At 53.6% G+C, this 17,793-nt stretch carries 18 protein-coding genes; 8 read left to right on the top strand and 10 right to left on the bottom strand.

Annotated features, from left to right (window positions below; translation table 11 throughout):
* Positions 1–113: 113 nt before the first annotated feature.
* The 5 genes from RHM61_RS08400 to RHM61_RS08380 all read left to right on the top strand — a co-directional run bounded on the left by RHM61_RS08400 (position 114) and on the right by RHM61_RS08380 (position 6,955).
* Positions 114–1,733: a methyl-accepting chemotaxis protein gene (locus tag RHM61_RS08400; RefSeq protein ID WP_322250672.1), complete on the top strand. Its 1,620-nt coding sequence runs from the start codon at positions 114–116 to the stop codon at positions 1,731–1,733.
* Between the two features lie 425 nt (positions 1,734–2,158).
* Positions 2,159–3,811, top strand: coding sequence for a methyl-accepting chemotaxis protein (locus RHM61_RS08395; protein WP_322250671.1), 1,653 nt, complete (start codon positions 2,159–2,161; stop codon positions 3,809–3,811).
* Between the two features lie 372 nt (positions 3,812–4,183).
* Positions 4,184–5,128 (top strand): helix-turn-helix transcriptional regulator, encoded by a 945-nt coding sequence (locus RHM61_RS08390; protein ID WP_322250670.1) that lies wholly within the window; start codon positions 4,184–4,186, stop codon positions 5,126–5,128.
* Between the two features lie 241 nt (positions 5,129–5,369).
* A complete protein-coding gene (locus tag RHM61_RS08385; protein ID WP_322250669.1) occupies positions 5,370–6,170 on the top strand; it encodes a hypothetical protein in 801 nt (266 codons plus the stop codon).
* A gap of 56 nt (positions 6,171–6,226) precedes the next feature.
* Positions 6,227–6,955, top strand: a complete 729-nt coding sequence (locus RHM61_RS08380; protein WP_322250668.1) for a hypothetical protein — start codon at positions 6,227–6,229, stop codon at positions 6,953–6,955.
* A gap of 40 nt (positions 6,956–6,995) precedes the next feature.
* On the opposite strand, the gene RHM61_RS08375 is transcribed toward RHM61_RS08380, so the two are convergent.
* From RHM61_RS08375 to RHM61_RS08365, 3 genes are all read right to left on the bottom strand, one after another.
* Positions 6,996–7,151, bottom strand: coding sequence for a DUF3096 domain-containing protein (locus RHM61_RS08375; RefSeq protein ID WP_322250667.1), 156 nt, complete (start codon positions 7,149–7,151; stop codon positions 6,996–6,998).
* 87 nt (positions 7,152–7,238) lie between these two features.
* Positions 7,239–8,063, bottom strand: coding sequence for a hypothetical protein (locus RHM61_RS08370; RefSeq protein ID WP_322250666.1), 825 nt, complete (start codon positions 8,061–8,063; stop codon positions 7,239–7,241).
* Positions 8,064–8,723: 660 nt separating this feature from the next.
* Positions 8,724–9,278: a hypothetical protein gene (locus RHM61_RS08365; RefSeq protein ID WP_322250665.1), complete on the bottom strand. Its 555-nt coding sequence runs from the start codon at positions 9,276–9,278 to the stop codon at positions 8,724–8,726.
* Between the two features lie 209 nt (positions 9,279–9,487).
* Here RHM61_RS08365 and RHM61_RS08360 point away from each other — a divergent pair, with 209 nt between their 5' ends.
* Positions 9,488–9,856, top strand: coding sequence for a hypothetical protein (locus RHM61_RS08360; RefSeq protein WP_322250664.1), 369 nt, complete (start codon positions 9,488–9,490; stop codon positions 9,854–9,856).
* A 95-nt stretch (positions 9,857–9,951) separates the two neighbouring features.
* Here the strand turns inward: RHM61_RS08360 and RHM61_RS08355 are convergent, their stop codons facing one another.
* The 5 genes from RHM61_RS08355 to epsC all read right to left on the bottom strand — a co-directional run bounded on the left by RHM61_RS08355 (position 9,952) and on the right by epsC (position 14,342).
* Positions 9,952–11,262 carry an MFS transporter gene (locus tag RHM61_RS08355; RefSeq protein ID WP_322250663.1) on the bottom strand — a complete coding sequence of 437 codons (1,311 nt, stop codon included), beginning with the start codon at positions 11,260–11,262 and terminating at the stop codon, positions 9,952–9,954.
* A 36-nt stretch (positions 11,263–11,298) separates the two neighbouring features.
* Positions 11,299–11,838 (bottom strand): gluconokinase, encoded by a 540-nt coding sequence (locus RHM61_RS08350; protein WP_416200222.1) that lies wholly within the window; start codon positions 11,836–11,838, stop codon positions 11,299–11,301.
* A gap of 172 nt (positions 11,839–12,010) precedes the next feature.
* The gene (locus RHM61_RS08345; RefSeq protein ID WP_322250662.1) at positions 12,011–13,039 is read right to left on the bottom strand and encodes a LacI family DNA-binding transcriptional regulator; all 1,029 of its coding nucleotides are present in this window, start codon (positions 13,037–13,039) and stop codon (positions 12,011–12,013) included.
* A gap of 117 nt (positions 13,040–13,156) precedes the next feature.
* Complete coding sequence (locus RHM61_RS08340; RefSeq protein ID WP_322250661.1) at positions 13,157–13,393, bottom strand: hypothetical protein; 237 nt, start codon at positions 13,391–13,393, stop codon at positions 13,157–13,159.
* The gene (gene epsC / locus RHM61_RS08335; protein WP_322250660.1) at positions 13,368–14,342 is read right to left on the bottom strand and encodes a serine O-acetyltransferase EpsC; all 975 of its coding nucleotides are present in this window, start codon (positions 14,340–14,342) and stop codon (positions 13,368–13,370) included. Before epsC ends, RHM61_RS08340 begins: the two co-directional genes overlap by 26 nt.
* 138 nt (positions 14,343–14,480) lie before the next feature.
* On the opposite strand from epsC, the gene RHM61_RS08330 reads away from it, so the two are divergent.
* On the top strand, positions 14,481–14,699 hold the full coding sequence (locus RHM61_RS08330; protein WP_322250659.1) for a hypothetical protein: 219 nt from the start codon (positions 14,481–14,483) through the stop codon (positions 14,697–14,699).
* Between the two features lie 78 nt (positions 14,700–14,777).
* Positions 14,778–15,188 carry a hypothetical protein gene (locus RHM61_RS08325; RefSeq protein ID WP_322250658.1) on the top strand — a complete coding sequence of 137 codons (411 nt, stop codon included), beginning with the start codon at positions 14,778–14,780 and terminating at the stop codon, positions 15,186–15,188.
* 60 nt (positions 15,189–15,248) lie between these two features.
* On the opposite strand, the gene RHM61_RS08320 is transcribed toward RHM61_RS08325, so the two are convergent.
* Both RHM61_RS08320 and RHM61_RS08315 read right to left on the bottom strand, forming a co-directional pair.
* On the bottom strand, positions 15,249–17,099 hold the full coding sequence (locus RHM61_RS08320) for an AMP-dependent synthetase/ligase (protein WP_322250657.1): 1,851 nt from the start codon (positions 17,097–17,099) through the stop codon (positions 15,249–15,251).
* Positions 17,100–17,392: 293 nt separating this feature from the next.
* Positions 17,393–17,746, bottom strand: a complete 354-nt coding sequence (locus RHM61_RS08315; protein ID WP_322250656.1) for a coiled-coil domain-containing protein — start codon at positions 17,744–17,746, stop codon at positions 17,393–17,395.
* Between the last annotated feature and the right edge of the window lie 47 nt (positions 17,747–17,793).

Below are 17,793 nucleotides of genomic sequence, written 5' to 3'. Positions count from 1 at the left end.
TTGAGGTGTCCGTAAACATTAGACCATTACAAACCCCTTCCAGAGTCTTTTCCATCGTCGCTTGCGACGATCCATTAAGTTGTTCTTATTACTTGAGAGTATAAAACCCCGTTATGTTAGCCAACTTACCTGTCAGCACGCATGAATACCCTTTCCCATCCGGCTTGACCTTGGTATCGGTCACCGACCTTAAAGGCAGAATCACCTATTGCAATCAAGCATTTATCGAATTGAGCGGGTTTCAGGCCAGCGAATTATTAGGGCAGCCACATAATATGGTGCGGCACCCAGACATGCCGGAGGAAGCATTCAGGGATATGTGGGCAACTATTCAGGCTGGCTTGCCCTGGTCTGGCATGGTAAAAAATCGCCGCAAATCCGGCGATTTTTATTGGGTTCAGGCTAACGCGACACCTATGCTGGATGGAAACCGGATTACCGGTTTTCTTTCCGTTCGGTCGGAGCCAAGCAGGGCCGCAGTCCGCGAGGCTGAGCGCTTATATACCTTGATGAGGGGCGAAGCGAAACGCAAACAGCTCGTACATGTGTTACGGCATGGAAAAGTAGTCCGTAAGGATTTGTTGGGGCGCTTGCTAGGTATTTTTCAATTGGAAACAGCGGGCCAGTTGCTGTCAATACAATTGCTGTCGGCTGGCGCGGTGGCGGCTTTGTCGCTGCTGAACCTCCCCTATGCAGGCTATGGTTTGGTAGTACTCGGTATTGCGTCCATCGCCTATTTCGGTACCAGCCAAATTGCAGTCAAACCACTTCAACAATTGGTGTTGGACGCCAATCGCTTGGCTTCCGGTGATCTCGCACACGAAATTGCGACGGATGCGGCGGGAATGGCTGGCAGATTGCAGCAGGCCTTGAAGCAAATGTCGCTCAACCTAAGAACGGTGGTTCATGATGTGCGCACGGAAGTTACAAATTTAACCATAGGAATTCGCGAAGTAGCGGCGGGCAACGTCGATTTATCTGCCCGCACCGAGTCGCAAGCCAGCAGTCTGGAGCAAACGGCGGCCTCGATGGAGGAAATCACTTCGCATGTGCATCAAAGCAGTTCGGCGGCTAGCCGTGGCGCTGAGCTTGCCCATGCAGCCTCGAACGTCAGCAATGAAGGTAGCGCAGCGGTGAAATCGATCGCTGAAGCGATGGGGAGTATCAGTGCCTCGTCCAAGAAAATCAGTGAAATGAACACCCTGATTGAAGGGGTAGCTTTTCAAACGAATATATTGGCGCTCAACGCGGCCGTCGAAGCGGCACATGCTGGCGATCAAGGTCGCGGATTTGCGGTCGTGGCGGCTGAAGTCAGAGCTTTGGCAGCGCGCACTACCGATGCGGCCAAATCGATTCGGACCCTGATTATTGAAGCCGATAATCGTGTTACGCAAGGCGGCGTCCGAACCAGTGATGCGACGATACGGATGAATGATGTCATGGGATCAGTGCAGCAAGTCAGCACCGCGCTGGACGCGATCAGTTCCAGCGCGCTGGAAGAAAAACTCAGCATCTCGCAAATCAATGAAGCCGTCGCTCACATGGATATGCTCACCCAGCAAAATGCCGCCTTGGTTGAGCAACTGTCGGCCGCTGCGCAATCACTTCAATTTCAATCAGAATCGGTGAATAATTCCATGCGTCTGTTCCGCTTGGAGCAAGGAGAGATGAGCTTGTCCCAACTGGACGCCATTGATTTAAGACGCAATGCAAAACGTCTTGGATATGAATAACACTGCGCCTCGAAACGAATGCCAGTGAGGCGTTCGTGGTCAACTACACAAATTGATTTCCACCCTCTGTTGTGCGCGCTTCCACAAGATACCGGATTGCCTCCGGTATTTCCATAAATGGCTGGCTTTTTAAAAACTTCAGGTTTACCATCGCCATATGTGTGATCCGAAGAAATCTAAAAAAACTTCGCTTATTTCATCATTGTTAGCGTACACCCTGCGCTCTCAGTCCACTTTGTCTAAGTGCGAACCATCCGGTTCTTCCAGGTCTAGTTCCGCCCCCTCACTTCAGTGTTTCTTTGTCTTGCAAATAAAATATTTTGCGCGTGTCCTTGCGTGATTTTTACCATGCCATGTGATGTCGATCGCTACGACTTCAGACCAGATCATCTCGTTAACAGCTCAGCATTTTTTGGGACCGTATTATGAATTTCACTACAACAAATGGACTTTCCATCCAAGCCAAACTCCGACTCGGCTTTGGTTTGATTTTGGCGTTGCTGATCGTCGTCACGATTATCGGCATTGCCCAAGTCAATGCGATTTCCCGCGGACTCATTACGATCGGTGACGTCAATAGTGTCAAACAACGTTACGCTATCAATTTTCGTGGCAGCGTCCATGATCGTGCCATTGCCTTACGCGATGTGGTCTTGGTGGCGAGTGATGAAGAGTTGCGGACGGTGTTGCAGCGTATTGCCAGCCTGAGCGCCGATTACGAAAAATCGGCCGGGCCACTCGACACAATTTTCAGCAGTTCGAATGCCCCCAGTAATGATGAAAAGCAGATCTTGAGCAGTATTAAAGAAACCGAGTCGCGCACCATGCCATTGATCGCGAAGGTAATCTTGCTACGGCAATCGGGCGACACCGATCAAGCCAAGCAATTATTACTGAACGAAGCCAAACCTGCCTTTGTCGAATGGCTGGGGCGGATTAACAAGCTCATCGACTATGAAGAAAATTTGAACCATGTCGAATCGGCTGCGGCGCGCGCCAGCGCGAATGGTTTTCAAACCTTGATGCTGTCGATGTGTCTCGGTGCACTGTTAGTCGGCACCCTGGTGGCGACCTTCATTGCCCGTACCATTACTGCGGCCATGGGTGGTGAGCCGCGCGAAGCCAGTGCGGTGGCGCAAAATATTGCGGCCGGCGACTTGGCGGCGGAAATTCATAAGGCCGCCAATGACAATAGCAGTGTCTTGGCGGCGATGAGCGAAATGCGCACAAGTTTGGTGAATATCGTGAGCCAGGTGCGCAGTACCACCGATGCGATTTACAGCGGCTCGGCCGAAATCGCATTGGGTAATCAGGATCTATCTGCGCGCACCGAGCAACAGGCGCTGGTGTTGGAGAAAACCGCGGCGGCGATGACGGAATTGACGGCGACCGTGAAACAGAATGCCGGCAATGCCAGAGAAGCCAATCAGTTGGCGCAGTCGGCTTCGGATGTTGCCGTCAAGGGTGGGACGGTGGTAGCGCGGGTCGTCGACACGATGGAGTCGATCAACAGCTCAGCGAAAAAAATCGTTGATATTATTGGCGTGATTGATGGCATCGCCTTTCAAACCAATATTCTGGCCTTGAATGCGGCAGTGGAAGCGGCACGTGCCGGCGATCAGGGGCGCGGATTTGCGGTCGTGGCCAGCGAAGTGCGCAATTTGGCGCAACGCAGTGCCGCGGCAGCCAAAGAGATCAAGACCCTCATCGGTGATTCGGTAGAAAAATGTGCGATGGGCAGTCAGCTCGTTTCCGAAGCCGGCAGCACCATGGAAGAGATCGTCGGTAGTGTGAAGAAGGTGACCGACATCATGGGTGAAATCATGCTCGCCAGTGATGAGCAAAGTACCGGCATCGACGAGGTGCATCAAGCGATCAGTCAAATGGACCAAGTGACGCAGCAAAATGCCGCGATGGTTGAGGAAGCGGCTGGTTCGGCAGCGAGTCTGCAAATGCTGGCGACGACTTTATCTGAGCATGTTGCGATTTTTAAATTGCTACCGGCTGGCGAGACGAGTGTACGACCGGCAGCACGCCATAACCCAGGCCATGCCAAGGTCGCATTGAGACTGCGCTGAATGCGTTTCAATGTAGTCTTATAGCAGCTTGCCAGCGCTACAAGAACGCAAGCGCCAGCGTTTCCAAGTGGGTATAGATCACCACATCAATATCACCAAGAGCAAGGCGATGGGAGGGAAATAGCAAGCCCTTCCAGATGCGCTTCCAGCGTCGCTGGCGTCGGTCTATTTAGTTGTTCCATACGACGCTGAGGTTTTCCTCAGTACAGCATCGTATCTGATGCAAAAATTAAAATTAAAATTGCGTCAAAGCAAACAAAATGCTTTAATATCAAGAATATTGATTATTGTGTTTTTTATAGCGGGCGTGTTATTTTGGATCATCTACATCATTTGGTTTTACAGCTTTACCGAACCGCCCAATCTGCTGACATGGCCGAGTTTTCCGGGCTGGCGTTTAACTTGATCAAACAAGAGCTGCAATTTGATGCCAGCGGCTTTTGCGATTTCACGCAGGACTCAGCGGCAGGCGTGAAACTCATCGCGGCAGTCGCGCACAATATCGACACCGCAGAAAAGTTGAGCGCCCGCGCAGAATACATCCAAGGTGAGAGCATCAAGGATGGCGGTAAGCTGTCCAGCGACGATCCTGCGTTGACGCAAGCTCTGCATCAGCCGGGCAATGCCGTATTGTTGTCGCTCGATGACAAGGCCAAAGTTAAGCCGAACGTGTATGCCTATGGCAAAAAAACCGCGTGTCTGCAAACCTTGACCATGGCACTCCCCGTGCCACGGCAAAGCGGCTTCCAAACTCTATCTCTTTGGCGGAGTAAAAGTCAGGCCGAATTCGTCGAACAAGATCACCGTATCGCCAACCTGCTTTTGCCACATGTGTTTCAGGCATTTTCGATACATCGACAACTGTGTATCAGCAATCCCGATCCTTCCGGTTTGGTGGGTACAGCGATATGCAACTTGTCCGGTGTCTTGCATTTCATCGACCAAACCTCAGTGAGCTTGTTACAGCAGGATTTTCCTGACTGGGCGACGCCGTTTCTGCCGCCCAAGCTGTTGAGCCATTTACGTTTAAGCTCAGTGAAAATTTACATCAGCAACCACTTTACCGTGCGTAAACAAGTTAAAAACCATTTCTTGTTTCTCAGCTTCCAAAAAACCAGTAACTTGGAAAAATTGTCGCCGACCGAATTGCTGATTGCCGAAATGTTGGCAAATAATGACAATTACAAATCCATCGCCCAGCGCTTAGGCAGCCAGCCAAGTACGGTCAGGAATCAAGCCCACAGTATCTATGTGAAGTTCGGCATTTCGGGTAAGGCGGAACTGGCGAAAGTAATGCAACTTCGCTACGGCAGCTGAGTATGCGTATGCCATCAGCGCTCGCCGGAACATAAGGCGTCTGTCTTTTTTAGCATTCCATGGAACATCTGTTCTATGGAGTGTCTCTGCGCTCGCACATACAATTCATTTTTTACAATAAAAATGCTGAGCTTTACTGCCTACGCAGTAAGTTTCCATAGGGGAAGACATCGACCTGCCCGATTCGGTCAGGCCGTTTTCTTTCTATTCCATGCGATCTGTACAGACACACAAAAGGCGAATGATGAAACAACGAGGTCGTATTCTGCGGGATGCAAACAGTGGTTCAGGCTTAATCAGCTCTGAAGGCACGCAATATGAATTCAAACTCGAAGGAATATGGAAATCTGATGGCGCGCCAGTGATCGGCGCAATGGTTGAGTTTGAACTTGATGAAACCAAGGCCATCAGCAGTATTCACCTCATCAGTGATAATCAACTGGCGAAAGAACAAGCCGATAAGGCCTTGGCCTTAGCGAAAGAAAAAAGCGCTGCGGTTGTCGACCAAGCCATTGCGCGCATTGGCAAGCCGATCTTGATTGCGACCGGTTTGATCGGTATTTCCTGGTTTTTTCTCAATATTGTTACGGTTCAAATTTATCAAGGCTTGGTTGCCAACATTTCATTCTGGAAGATTCTCTCGGTGGTGGCCAGCTCGAGCGATGGCGTGCTTGGTGCCTTGCAAGGCGGAGCGAATGGCGGTGCTGGCATGTATGGTTTTCTCGCCATTCTTTCATTACTGGGACCGTTCTTTTCTCAGTTTTGGAAAGATCCGCGCGCGCACTTGGGTAATTGCTTGCCTTTGCTGATGATGCTGACAGTGGCGGTGCTACTGTATTCCGGCGTACAGGACGGTTTGAAAGCCAGCGCAGCGGCGGCCGGCAGCAACCCTATGCTCAACAACATGATCAGTCAGATGATGGCCAGTACCCTGCAAGCGATTCATATCGGCATGGGTGCCTATTTGGCGGTGCCGGCTTGTCTCTATTTAGCCTTTTTGGGTTTGAAAAAATTTCTCGTGGCCAAGGCCAGCGCCGAGTAAATCCGCGCCTCCTGATACTTGAGATCAAGCGTTTTAATTTTAATGAAAGCATGATGATGACAACTAAGAAAACTACACTGATCGCTATCTGCATGGCGCTTGTTGCCGGCATAGTTGGCTGCTCGAAAAATACTTCCGAGACAACGGCAGCGGCGGATAAAGCGGCACCGAGCTTGGCCGATGCGACCTCACCAAAAGGGGTACAGCAAGCCACAGTCAATGCTTTACCAAAAGGAAATCCTGCGACGGCTGCCGATCAGTACAGGGACCTCAATGAGAACAGTTTGATGTTTACCTATTGCGCGTTGTCGAGCTTGCCGGTCGATTACAGCCAGATTTTAGTCAATTATTCTCGCGATTATGTGACGACGTCGGATGAATTCAAAAAACATGATATCGAAACCGCGCTGAAACCGAAAATCGATCAAGAAATTGCGGCAGCTAAATCAGCACGCTATTTGAAAGTCAGCTGGGGACATTTCAAACTCGGCCAATATGATTTCCAAGCCAAGGGCTTTTCCACCGACTTGAATAATGACACGAGTTTCGGTTGGAATGGCTCGTATCGTATGAACTTCAGCAACGGCAATGACTTTAAACTTCTCAAAGTTGACGATGAAAGCAAATCGCGCGCCATCGAAGCGCTGCGCAGTAAGTATCAACAATTCACCTTGATCGCCTACGTCTTTGCGCAGGATGTCGACCTGAACCAGCATACTGTCAAAGCCCAGATCATGAAAATCTCTTTGCAAGATAGCCAAGGCAATGAATTGGCAGCACCTTAAGGCTAAGGAAACGCAGATTTAATCCGCGTCTCCCTGGATTTCAGCGCAGATACAGGTGGCCGTTGCCGAACAAGCCAATCAAGCCGATCACGATCAAATACAGCGCGATAAGGATATGTAATAATTTCGGCATGATCAGAATCAGAATGCCGGCAATCAGGGAAACCAAGGGTAGCAGTGACAAGTGGAGGTTCATAGGCTCGTTTCAAAAAGTAAGGAAGCGTGCCGCCAGCGATCGGTATGGCGGCGGCACGACTTTTTCTTTAACAAAAGTGCTCTGATCTTACCCTATCGAGTGTCTTCTTTGCAAAGGATGCGAGGCTACGCCAGTCAAGCGCGGCGGGTTGCCAGGAGGCGGAGCGATGCTGTTCAAAAAAGCGAGCAGCACCTCCCTGGCATCCCCTCTGACATCCTCGCTTGGCTGACCGTTTTCAGGCTGTGGCAAGTCGCTGGGTGCCTGATAGCAACGCGCGTCTGCCGGCCCGGAAAATTGCTGCGCATCGCTGTGCGTCGTGATGCTGCCGAGTGCGCTCAAACGTGGTGGAAAACCGCGCTTTGAACGGGGGAGTATGGCTGCGTACAGGGGCTCCGATTCTGAATCCGTGCCTGAATACGATTCCGATTCCGATTCCGATAAGGAATCGAGGTCCGTTACCGGGCTGCACGTAGCCAAGCGAAAACTTTCCGGCGGAATCTGTTCGTCTATGCTCGCATAGTTCGGCTCGCTGTCGATGAAATTCTCAGGAAGAATGAGGCGTTGACGTGCGCGAAAAATACACTGCTCGCTCAGATCTTCCAGGGTGCCGGTGGCCGTGATACCTTCCGGCACAGCCGAGTGCGGCGGCAAGCCACGTTTTGAGCGCGGCACCGCGACCGCATAAATCGGCTCCGGCTGCGGCTCCATCTCTTTCGCCTCTTCTACTTCGTCGACTTCCAACACCGTCGCAAGACTGCATACCCCAGACTCGGCGCGTGTAAGTGCACGTGCACGTGCTTGCGCCCGCACTTCGTCGATACTCGCATAGATCGGGGCGGCATCGTCAGCATTGTCGACATTTTCAACATGAAGCGCCGGTTCGTGCGTGTGACAAACGTATTGTACTTCCATCGTTTTTTCTGTGACGTGGATGGCCGGCTCTTGCGGGGGCCTGACGTTGTGCGGACCAACTTTCCGACACTTTAAAAAACCTGTATCCAGCTTTGCTGCCGGGTTGCCGGTGCTGGTAGTGCTGCCGGCTCGCGCCACGGACACATCGGCCGGTGCTGCCGAAGCGCATCTGAATAGACGTAAGAAAAAACGCACGAAGGATGAATGTTTTTTCGGTTCAGGTAATGGCCGTGTAACTTCGTAAAAGCCGCGATGGCGAAAAAAAAATAGTCTCATTTTATGTGCCTTTAAGAGTAGTCGGAAAAGGGGGAAACGACGTCGTGACAAGGACGGTAAGCAAGTGAGTAAAACGGCCTGTCATGACTGACTTCATCAAAAATCTGACTAGGGTTTGAAACCCCGGCCTTCAGGCCGGTGAGCGACGAAGGAGCGACCCGATGGGAGGGGATGCAAACCCCTTCCAGAGGCTTTTCCATCGTCGCTTGCGACGATCCATTTAGTTGTTCAGAATTGACCGGCACTGTGTTCGCCCTTCAATTGTAAGGAAGCCGATAGCCTGCAATTTGCATCAATCGCCCGTTTTCGGCATGCTTGTTAACAATGCTTCGTACCAAAAATTCTGACAGCGGCGATACCAGATCAGGTGCCGCATGTCTCTGGCTAGGTGTGATGGGAAGATGACGCTTGCATCGTCATCGCCGTCACTTGTTGCTCTACCGCGGCAAGCTTGTCACCACTAGGAACATGGGCCGTATGCTGAACCGCGAACGGTTCTGAAATACTCGAGGCGCGAGCCGGTTTCACATTTTGGCAGCCGCCCAAGCCGATCAGCCCGGAAAAAAAACCGCTGCTTTTCGACCGCTCTGCTCGGCTATGAGTACGGCTGGCAGCTTGCGGCAACTTGACTGATACTGCTTCCGCACTGAGCTCGGGAGGAATGGGGATGCTCAACTGGGGCGAGTTGGCAGTCAAAGTGAAATGGGAAAAATCAGTTGGCGCTGAAATGTCGACGCGGTTCTTGAGCAAGTGTTGATATTGCTCGTGTGTCAGCTTGCTGTTGGCACGAACAGCCGCCGGCTTTGCCACCTCAAACGGTACATTCGATGCCTGCTTGAGTGAACTCGCCGACGCGTTTGCACTGGGCTGGCGTACCAGCTCGGCACGTGCTGCTTGGACCGCAGTGAGGCTGGGATTGTGATATTGAGTGATAGGCATGGTGGGCTGCTCCATGTTGTTGGGAAGCGGATGATGACTAAAGTTTAGTAAACAAAATACTTCGGTGATTGCAGAAAATGCCCATTCTCTACTCACAGCAAGATCGTCAATTTAGCCGAGCAGCATAGGCCGCAATGATTCTTGCTACGCTGTCGTGCATTTCGCCTTTATAATTCGCGCTACCCCAGCCATTTTAAAATTAGCCAACCATGACCACCAAGATCGAAGCGATGCAACGCATAAATACCGCCAAGGGCAGCAAGCTGCTTCACGAAGGAAATACAATGTGGTCGAATTGCGGTCGGCATGGCACGGACGAAGGTTGGTGGCTCAATATTCCTTTAGCCAGGTTTCAAAATGATATTCATATCATTCTCAACCGCGACAGCAGCAAACTGTTTCTGCATTTGACCATCAAGGCGCGTGAAATTCTCAGTCCGGCCATGAAGTTTCGCTGCAAAGATCAAGCCGCCGAAATTTTTATTCCAGCTGCCAATATGAAACGCTTGGCCGACGCCTGTCCGGGCGGCAGCAAGCACAGTTTCAATCGCAATTTGCAAAACGAATACCGCTGCTGATGCTTATCAAACAGTGAAAAACAGGCGACCGGGAGCTCGCCTGTTTTTATTCCAGCAGAGCGTATCGAGTAGAGACGTTTGAAAGCCTGAACAATTTAAACTGAGGGTTCGGAAGCGGCAGCTTGCGGCTCGGGAATCGCTTCGATTCGCCCCAACACAAACACAAACGACACAATGCCAATAATGAGAATCACGCCAGCGACCAGAAAGGCGTTGCTGAAGGAATTGGTGGCACCGACGATGAAGCCGGTGACAATCGGGGCGGCAGCACCCATGAGGTTATTGACAAAGTTCATCATCCCGGCGATGGTACCGGCCCCACCTTTAGGTGCGATCAGTGACGGTAATGACCAACCGACCGGCGCGGCCGATGCCAGACCGCCGAGTGCGATCGAGATCCAGAAAATTGCCCAGACCGGATCGACTGTTTGGGTAGCACCGAAGACGGCCAAACCGAACAGCATGCCGACGACAAGCACAGTCTTGCGCACCGTCGATTCATCACGACCACGTGCAATCAAATGATCGATCAGCCAGCCGCCGACGAATAGATCGGTGATGGTAGCGAAGATCCAAGGGATGGCGGCGTACGCAGCCGATTTGAGTATGCTCATGTGCATGGTCTGAACCAAGTAACCGGGCAACCAAGTCAGGAACAAATAAAACGAATAGCCGTATGCGGCAAAGCCTATGGTCAAGCCCCACACTTTGCGCTGCCTCAGCAGATAGGCGAGCATGCCGATCGCACCGGCTTCGGCCGGCCCTTCCACGGCCGCACCGCCATCACGGATATACGCATATTCCTGCGGCGACAAATGGGGATCGGTGCTGGGGTCGCGATAGAGTATGAAGAAGGCGATGAAGTAGGCGAAGCTTAAGATCGCTGTCAAACCGAAGCCCCAGCGCCAGCCGAAGCTGACGACGGTCACGGCCACCAAGGGCACACCGATGACATTGGAGAATTTGGCGGCCGCATCAAAGATGGCGGTAGCCAGCCCGCGTTCGCGCCGCGGGAACCAGTAGCCGGTGGCTTTAGAGCTGACCGGGAAGGCCGGCGCTTCCGCCACGCCTAAGAGAATGCGGGCGATGAAAATACCGGCAAAGCCACTTGAAAACGCGGTGATGGTCGAAGCCACGCCCCATAGAAATGCGCCCCAGCGCCCCACTCGCATAGGACCGAAACGATCGATCACCATGCCGACCGGAATCTGCAGGACCGCATACGACCAGGCAAAGGCACTGAACAACAGGCCAAGCTCGACTGCGCTCAGTTGGAATAATTGTTGAATTTGTGGCGCAGCCACTGACAAGCCGATGCGATCGATGTAATTGATCAATATACCGATGCCGAGCAGTGCACCGATGCCCCAGCGTCGGCGCGGAATAGTTTGCCTTGGTATTTCCATGTTGGTCTCCTTCTGTTGTGGTGTTGTTGTTTTTTACTACGACTTGCACGTGCCATTGATGGCAGCGAGAATGCGACGCGTGATGCTGTCGGGAGTCGCGGCGATGCTGACAGTCAGACCGGCTTCATCGGCACCGAGTGGCTCAAGCGCTTGCAATTGACTGTCCAGCAGCGAGAGTGGCATGAAGTGGCCAGGCCGTGCTTGCAGGCGTGCCGCCAGCAGCGCCGCGCTGCCATCGAGATGAATGAAGCGTAGCTGTGCATCGCCTTGACGCAGCACATCGCGATAGCGACGCTTGAGCGCCGAACACGACAAGACCAGGCCTTCACCACTTTGCTCTGCAGCACGAATTTCGGCTTGCAAGCTCAGCAGCCAGCCGCTCCTGTCGTGGTCGGATAAGGGGATGCCGGCAGCCATGCGTGCGACATTAGCCGGTGGATGAAAGCTATCGCCCTCGGAAAAACGCCACCCGAGTTGATGCGCCAGGCGTGCGCCGATTTCACTTTTTCCGCAGGCACACACGCCCATCACGATCCAGCGTGCCGGCGACGATTGTTGTAAAGTTTGGTGGTTCACAGTCCGATTCCAAAATAGGATGTTAGATTTGGTAGCGCTATCATTATTTGGCGATTTTAACGCAGAAAGAATTTTTGTAAACGGAAACCTATGCTGCGACGCAATAATCAAAGCGATCGAGAAAGTGTTTGTATAGCGCTATCATTGCAGGTGAAATGAGTAGCCAGAACCGTCAGGCACTCTCGCGTGCCATCAGGGTAAAGCCGAGGTCGATATGAGTTTCGGTCGGCACCTCTTGGCGAATCGCACGACGTAGCAGTGTCGCCGCTTCAAAGCCGATGCGGTAACGCGGCGTGCTGATGGTGGTCAGCGAGGGATTCATCCACGCCGAGGCCGGCAAGTCATTGAAGCCGCAAATCGCCAACTGCTGCGGCACTGCGATGCCGCGCCGCTGGCACTGGTAAATTGCACCTTGAGCAAGATCGTCGTTACAGCAAAAAATAGCCGTACAATCAGGTGCCACGGCCAACATACGACCGAGCAACTCGGCACCTAAGGCGATGGTTGAAGGATCGCTGACCATCAATTCCAGGCGCGGATCGGCACAGCCAGCCTCGCTCATGGCTTGGCGATAGGCTTGCGCACGTTTGAGGGTACGTTCATCGAGTTGCGCGCCGATGAAACCGATGCGGGTATGTCCTTTCGCGAGCAAATAACGGGTCATCGTCAGGCTGGCCTGAAATTGTGAAAATCCGACCGACATGTGCTGTGCCTCAATGGCCATATCCATCATCGATACGACCGGCACCTGCGAAGCAGCCAGCATCTGCTGTACGCGCGGACTATGCTGCAAGCCCGATAACAAGATGCCATCGGGATGCGATTGCAAATAAATGCCGAGCAGTTTTTCTTCTTCAGCATCGGCATAGCGCGTGTTACCGATCAAAATTTGATAGTCGTATGGATCGAGCGCATCCTGTACGCCAGCCAGCACATCGGTAAATACCGCGTTCGACAATGACGGCACCAACACCACGATGACATTTGATTGGGCACTCGCCAAGGAACGCGCAGCCCGGTTGGGCACGTAACCGAGTTCGGCTACGGCGGCAGCTACCCGCGCACGCAAGGCTTGCGAGACGCGCTCCGGTTGACTGATGGCGCGCGATGCCGTCATCAAGGCGACCCCTGCTTTGGCGGCGACGTCGGCGAGCGTGGTTTTACCGCTGGCGCGCCCTTTGGGCGAAACCGGCTTATCCATGGTGAGCGAAACGGAGCAAACAGAGACAAACGTGCATGACACAGACCTGAAAAATAGGGGCTGGCAACCACGGTTTGGTTGCCAGCCCCTATTGTAAGGCTTCACACTCTCCTGTGCTTACGGGTTTTTACGCGCATGTGCCAAACGGCGCACCGCGGCGACATCGATACCGGCCAGCGAGCCCGGATAGGATGTCGGCGCGGCCGCAGTCGGTGCTTGGGCCAAGGTCGGTGCCGCGGGCGGATACAGCTGTGCCAGCAAGCCGTTAAGTTTATCCTGTCCAGGCAAAGCGAAGCTGCGCGCTACTGCTTGATCCGGGTTGATCGATTTACTCTGTGTAAGGAGGGCTTTCATGCCGCAGACTGGCCTGACTGACATGACTGCCAGCGGCGACATCTTGGGTCACCCAGACATTGCCACCGATGGTGCAGCCGTGGCCAAGACGGACCCGTCCCAGCACGGTGGCACCAGCGTAAATGATGACGTCATCTTCGACCACCGGATGACGTGCCAAACCTTTCTGCAGCGTGCCGTCGGCAGCGGCCGGAAAGCGTTTGGCACCGAGCGTGACGGCTTGGTAAATGCGTACGCGCGCGCCGATGACGGCGGTTTCACCGATCACGACACCGGTACCATGATCAATGAAAAATCCGGCACCGATCTGCGCCCCAGGATGAATGTCTATCCCGGTTTGCCCATGGGAGATTTCCGCCACGATGCGCGCTAACAAGGGCACACCGGAACCATGCAGTTGATGTGCCACGCGATGATGGATCATCGCTTGTACGCCTGGATAGCAGAGCAGCACTTCATCGACACTGCGCGCGGCCGGATCACCTTGGTAGGCGGCCACCACATCGCTGTCGAGCAGGACGCGAATTGCTGGCAGCGCCGCGGCAAACTCGCGCACCACCGAGAGGGCGCGGTCTTCGGTATGCAATTCGTGCACCTTGTTATAGCGGGCTGCGTACACCAGCTCCAAACGTACTTGCGATAGCAAGGAATGCAGCACTGAATCAAGCGTGTGCCCGACATAAAAATCTTCACTTTCCTGACGTAATTCCGGTGGCCCTAAGCGCATCGGGAACAAGGCACCGCATAAGTCGGCGATGATTTTCCCCAGCGCTTCGCGCGACGGTAATTCACGCCCGCCCGGCTCGGCGAAACGCCGTTGGCCAGCGCGCCAAGCCAGCCGTACCGCGGCCAGTTCACTGACGACTTGTTCAATGCCGAACAGCGAGGTACGCGCTGTCGTAACGGCCGGTTTGAGCGTGGAATGCGAGTCGGATGCAGCGATGGTCATGAGTGTTTTAATTTCTTAGGTAAGCGTTGTTAGGGTGTTAAAAAGGCTGCACTGTGAGCGCAAAAAATTAATTTTGCACCAAAGGTAGCCGCTGCCAACGCCAGCCACTAACAACTTAATGGATCGTCGCAAGCGACGATGGAAAAGACTCTGGAAGGGGTTTGCATCCCCTCCCATCGCGTCGCTCCTTCGTCGCTCACCGGCCTGAAGGCCGGGGTTTCAAACCCTAGTCAGATTTTTGATGAATCAACTTTAACGAAAACTGTTCATGCGGAAAACGAATTAAATCGTGCATGCTTACTCGGAAATCGTTCGTTGCGCGCTGAGAATGGGGTGGTGATCGAGCAGAACAGTTGAAAAATACCGCTGATATCGTTACTCTGTCGAGTACACCATGTCAGGCACGCGCACGTGCCATGGATTTAAGGAAAAATAATGTACCGACCAAACATGCTCTCCATCCTGCGCAATGCCACAGTTTTGCTATTGGCAGCCAGTGCAGCAACGGCCATGGCGCAGAGCCAGGAATACCGTCAAGGGTATGACCAAGGCTATCGCGACGGAATGAACGCGCGTGGCCATGAAGAACAGCGCGAATCGGGCCGCATTGTGATTCTGGCCGCACGTTACGGAATACGTAATGAGGCTTGCGATGCAACCGAATCGATTCGTCGCATCGCCAGCGGGCGGCGGCGTGCGGAATTCGTGGCCAATAATAATTTGTGCGGCGATCCGGCGCAAGGCCGACCTAAGCAGTTGTGGGTAGAGTTCCGTTGCGGCGAGAGCCAGACACAAAGGGCAGAAGCCAGTGAAAGCGGGCAAATTTCACTGTATTGCCGCGATTGAAATCGCATTGAAAAAAATCAGGCCGCCGCCTGATTTTTTTTTCGCTTCTTTGCCGCGCCTTTATCGCCGCGCCGCATAAATCGCACTGATGGCCGCAGCAAAATGCTGGGCCAAATTATTACGCTTGAGTTTCAGCGTCGGTGTGATCATGGTATTTTCTATCGTCCACGCTTCCAGGCTCAGTATCACCGCTTTGGGTTGCGCATAAAACGGTAAGCTGTCGGTCAGCTCGCGGACTCGTTTGAGCACGGCAGCGCGCGCCAGCGGTGCGCTGAGCGCACCGGGATCAGCGGGATCGAGTGAGAGCGTACTGCACAGTTGCGCCCAATAGCGTTGGCTGAGCACGAGGGCACAGGAAATGAAGGGGACATTATCACCAAAGGCGTAGGCTTGTTCAAACGCAGGATCACTGGTGATGGCCAATTCGAGATCGACCGGGGCGATCTTTTCACCGGTGGAGGTGACGATGATTTCCTTCACGCGACCGAGTATACGTATCCGCCCATCGATCACAGCGGCCTGGTCGCCGGTACGCAACCAACCATCGATCAAGGCGGCGGCGGTATCGGCCTCACGTTTCCAATAACCGCGCATGACATTCGGACCACGCACCAGCAATTCGGCATTCTCGCCGATTTTCACTTCCACCCCTGCCAAGGTACGGCCGACGGTGCTCGGATCATTATCGGCCGGCGCATTGAAGGCCACTACAGGTGACGTTTCAGTCATGCCGTAACCTTGCACCAGCGGGATGCCCAGGCCGAGGAAGCAACGTGAGATGGTCGTCGATAAGGCAGCCCCACCACTGACGGCGACGCGCAAACGGCCACCGAACTGATCTTTCAGCTTACCGGCGACCAGCGGTTCAAGCAGGCACCAAGCCAGCGCATCGACAGTGGCCAGCACCGCGCTATCCTTGAGCAAATGCTGGCTGCGCGCAAAGCGACGCCAGCCGACCGCAATGGCACAGTTGAATAAGCCGGCCGCCACGGCCGACAGCGCCAGCTTACTTTGGATCACGCTGTAGACCCGCTCATAAATACGCGGTACCGAGATCAGGATGGTCGGTCGCACGATGCGTAAATCTTCCGGCAGTTGCTTGTTAGAACGCGAAAAAGCCACACACGCGCCAGCCGCTATCGGCAAGTAATAGCCTGCGGTGCGTTCGAAGGTATGCGAGAGCGGCAGGAAAGAGAGGAATACATCGCTGGTGACCGGTGCCACACGCTGCACCACCGCCTGCACATTCGACATCACATTGTCATGCGTGAGCATGACACCTTTGGGTTTGCCGGTCGTGCCCGAGGTATAGACGACGGCGGCCAGATCCTGCGGGCCCACCGCCAGCGGTGCGGCTGGGGCGACTGGGGCGACTGGTGCGGCTGCGGCAGCCAACCACGACGCGAGCAGAGCCAGCGGCACGGCCGGCGGATAATCAAGCGTATCAGCGCATTGCTCTAACACGACGATCTGACGCAGAGCCGGCATAGCCACGCCGGTGGCAGCGATGGCCAGCCATTGGCGGTCGCTGGCGGCGATGAGCAAGCTGGCATCGCTGTCGGCGACAATGTAGGCGATGCTGGCCGGGTTATCGAGCGCATGCATGGGCACCGGCACATAGCCGAGTCGTAAGGCCGCTTGATCAATACAAACGGCATGTAAGCCGTTGGGTAGCAGGATAGCCACGCGGGCACCGGCTGGCGCTTGCAATACTGCCAAGGCAGCGGCGAAGGCAGCGACTTTGTCGGCCGTTTGCTGCCAGTTGTAACTGATCCATTGTCCGCTGCCTTCATCAAACTCGCGATACGCTTCGGCTTGTGGCGTGTGTGCTACGCGCCAAGCAAACAGCTGCGGCAAGGTGGCCACGGACGAGAGGGGCAGATCCGACAAGGTAACGAGAGAATTCGACATAGACAGAGAAAAAGTGGGTTAACAAACGGCAACGTGACTGCGTGGCGCATACCGCTACAGCAATCATACGCCGAAGCCGATCACGCCAGCCGGATTATAGGTCGCCGCCACTATCGAGCATTGATCGCGATCATTGACAACCGGTATGATCAATTGTAGGGTTTATTGACGGCTGAGTAGATGTGCGGATGAGGATGGGATACCAAGGAATGCGTATGTGCTTGCGTGTATGTGCGTATATGTGCCGCACTGACAGGCAGCCAAGGAAGCGCAAATGCTGAGCAGGAATTGAATTAATGCAGCAATTTCAAAACCAGACCAGCAAGCAGCGCACTCTGAAAAATGCCAACCGAGACGACCCAGCGGGTAATGTCAGACTTGGTGTCGGCGTTCTGAACCTGCATTTCCCGCCGCAGATTGCTGACGTCCGCTTTAATTTCTTGTCGGAAAGCAGTCAGTTCAAAATTCATTCTTACCAATTCGGACGTGACATCTTGCTTACTCGAGAAACGCTCACTGATGCTGCGGTCTTGCGCGCAGATAACTTCGGCCAGCAAATCGGTCTGCACTCTGGCTTGCTCAGCGGGAACGCCGGCTTTCTCTAGGCGCTCCATCATCTTTAAGGTATCGAAAGGGATTGCTGTCATCATTGACTCTGTTGCAGTAGTTAAACTTGATTTACTTCAGATTTCAG

Origin of the sequence: Undibacterium sp. CCC3.4, assembly GCF_034347425.1 — a bacterium.
In the GTDB taxonomy this organism is placed as follows: Bacteria; Pseudomonadota; Gammaproteobacteria; order Burkholderiales; family Burkholderiaceae_D; genus Undibacterium.
The sequence above is the reverse complement of the archived record's forward strand: the minus strand, read 5'-3'. Positions and strand labels throughout refer to the sequence as shown.

What these genes read in the sequence shown, in the direction of transcription:
- RHM61_RS08400 (WP_322250672.1), top strand. Translation starts at nt 114, where the DNA reads ATGTTAGCCAACTTACCTGTCAGCACGCATGAATACCCTTTCCCATCC.
- RHM61_RS08395 (WP_322250671.1), top strand. Translation starts at nt 2,159, where the DNA reads ATGAATTTCACTACAACAAATGGACTTTCCATCCAAGCCAAACTCCGA.
- RHM61_RS08390 (WP_322250670.1), top strand. Translation starts at nt 4,184, where the DNA reads ATGGCCGAGTTTTCCGGGCTGGCGTTTAACTTGATCAAACAAGAGCTG.
- RHM61_RS08385 (WP_322250669.1), top strand. Translation starts at nt 5,370, where the DNA reads ATGATGAAACAACGAGGTCGTATTCTGCGGGATGCAAACAGTGGTTCA.
- RHM61_RS08380 (WP_322250668.1), top strand. Translation starts at nt 6,227, where the DNA reads ATGACAACTAAGAAAACTACACTGATCGCTATCTGCATGGCGCTTGTT.
- RHM61_RS08375 (WP_322250667.1), bottom strand. Translation starts at nt 7,151, where the DNA reads ATGAACCTCCACTTGTCACTGCTACCCTTGGTTTCCCTGATTGCCGGC.
- RHM61_RS08370 (WP_322250666.1), bottom strand. Translation starts at nt 8,063, where the DNA reads ATGGAAGTACAATACGTTTGTCACACGCACGAACCGGCGCTTCATGTT.
- RHM61_RS08365 (WP_322250665.1), bottom strand. Translation starts at nt 9,278, where the DNA reads ATGCCTATCACTCAATATCACAATCCCAGCCTCACTGCGGTCCAAGCA.
- RHM61_RS08360 (WP_322250664.1), top strand. Translation starts at nt 9,488, where the DNA reads ATGACCACCAAGATCGAAGCGATGCAACGCATAAATACCGCCAAGGGC.
- RHM61_RS08355 (WP_322250663.1), bottom strand. Translation starts at nt 11,262, where the DNA reads ATGGAAATACCAAGGCAAACTATTCCGCGCCGACGCTGGGGCATCGGT.
- RHM61_RS08345 (WP_322250662.1), bottom strand. Translation starts at nt 13,039, where the DNA reads ATGGATAAGCCGGTTTCGCCCAAAGGGCGCGCCAGCGGTAAAACCACG.
- RHM61_RS08340 (WP_322250661.1), bottom strand. Translation starts at nt 13,393, where the DNA reads ATGAAAGCCCTCCTTACACAGAGTAAATCGATCAACCCGGATCAAGCA.
- epsC (WP_322250660.1), bottom strand. Translation starts at nt 14,342, where the DNA reads ATGACCATCGCTGCATCCGACTCGCATTCCACGCTCAAACCGGCCGTT.
- RHM61_RS08330 (WP_322250659.1), top strand. Translation starts at nt 14,481, where the DNA reads ATGGAAAAGACTCTGGAAGGGGTTTGCATCCCCTCCCATCGCGTCGCT.
- RHM61_RS08325 (WP_322250658.1), top strand. Translation starts at nt 14,778, where the DNA reads ATGTACCGACCAAACATGCTCTCCATCCTGCGCAATGCCACAGTTTTG.
- RHM61_RS08320 (WP_322250657.1), bottom strand. Translation starts at nt 17,099, where the DNA reads ATGTCGAATTCTCTCGTTACCTTGTCGGATCTGCCCCTCTCGTCCGTG.
- RHM61_RS08315 (WP_322250656.1), bottom strand. Translation starts at nt 17,746, where the DNA reads ATGACAGCAATCCCTTTCGATACCTTAAAGATGATGGAGCGCCTAGAG.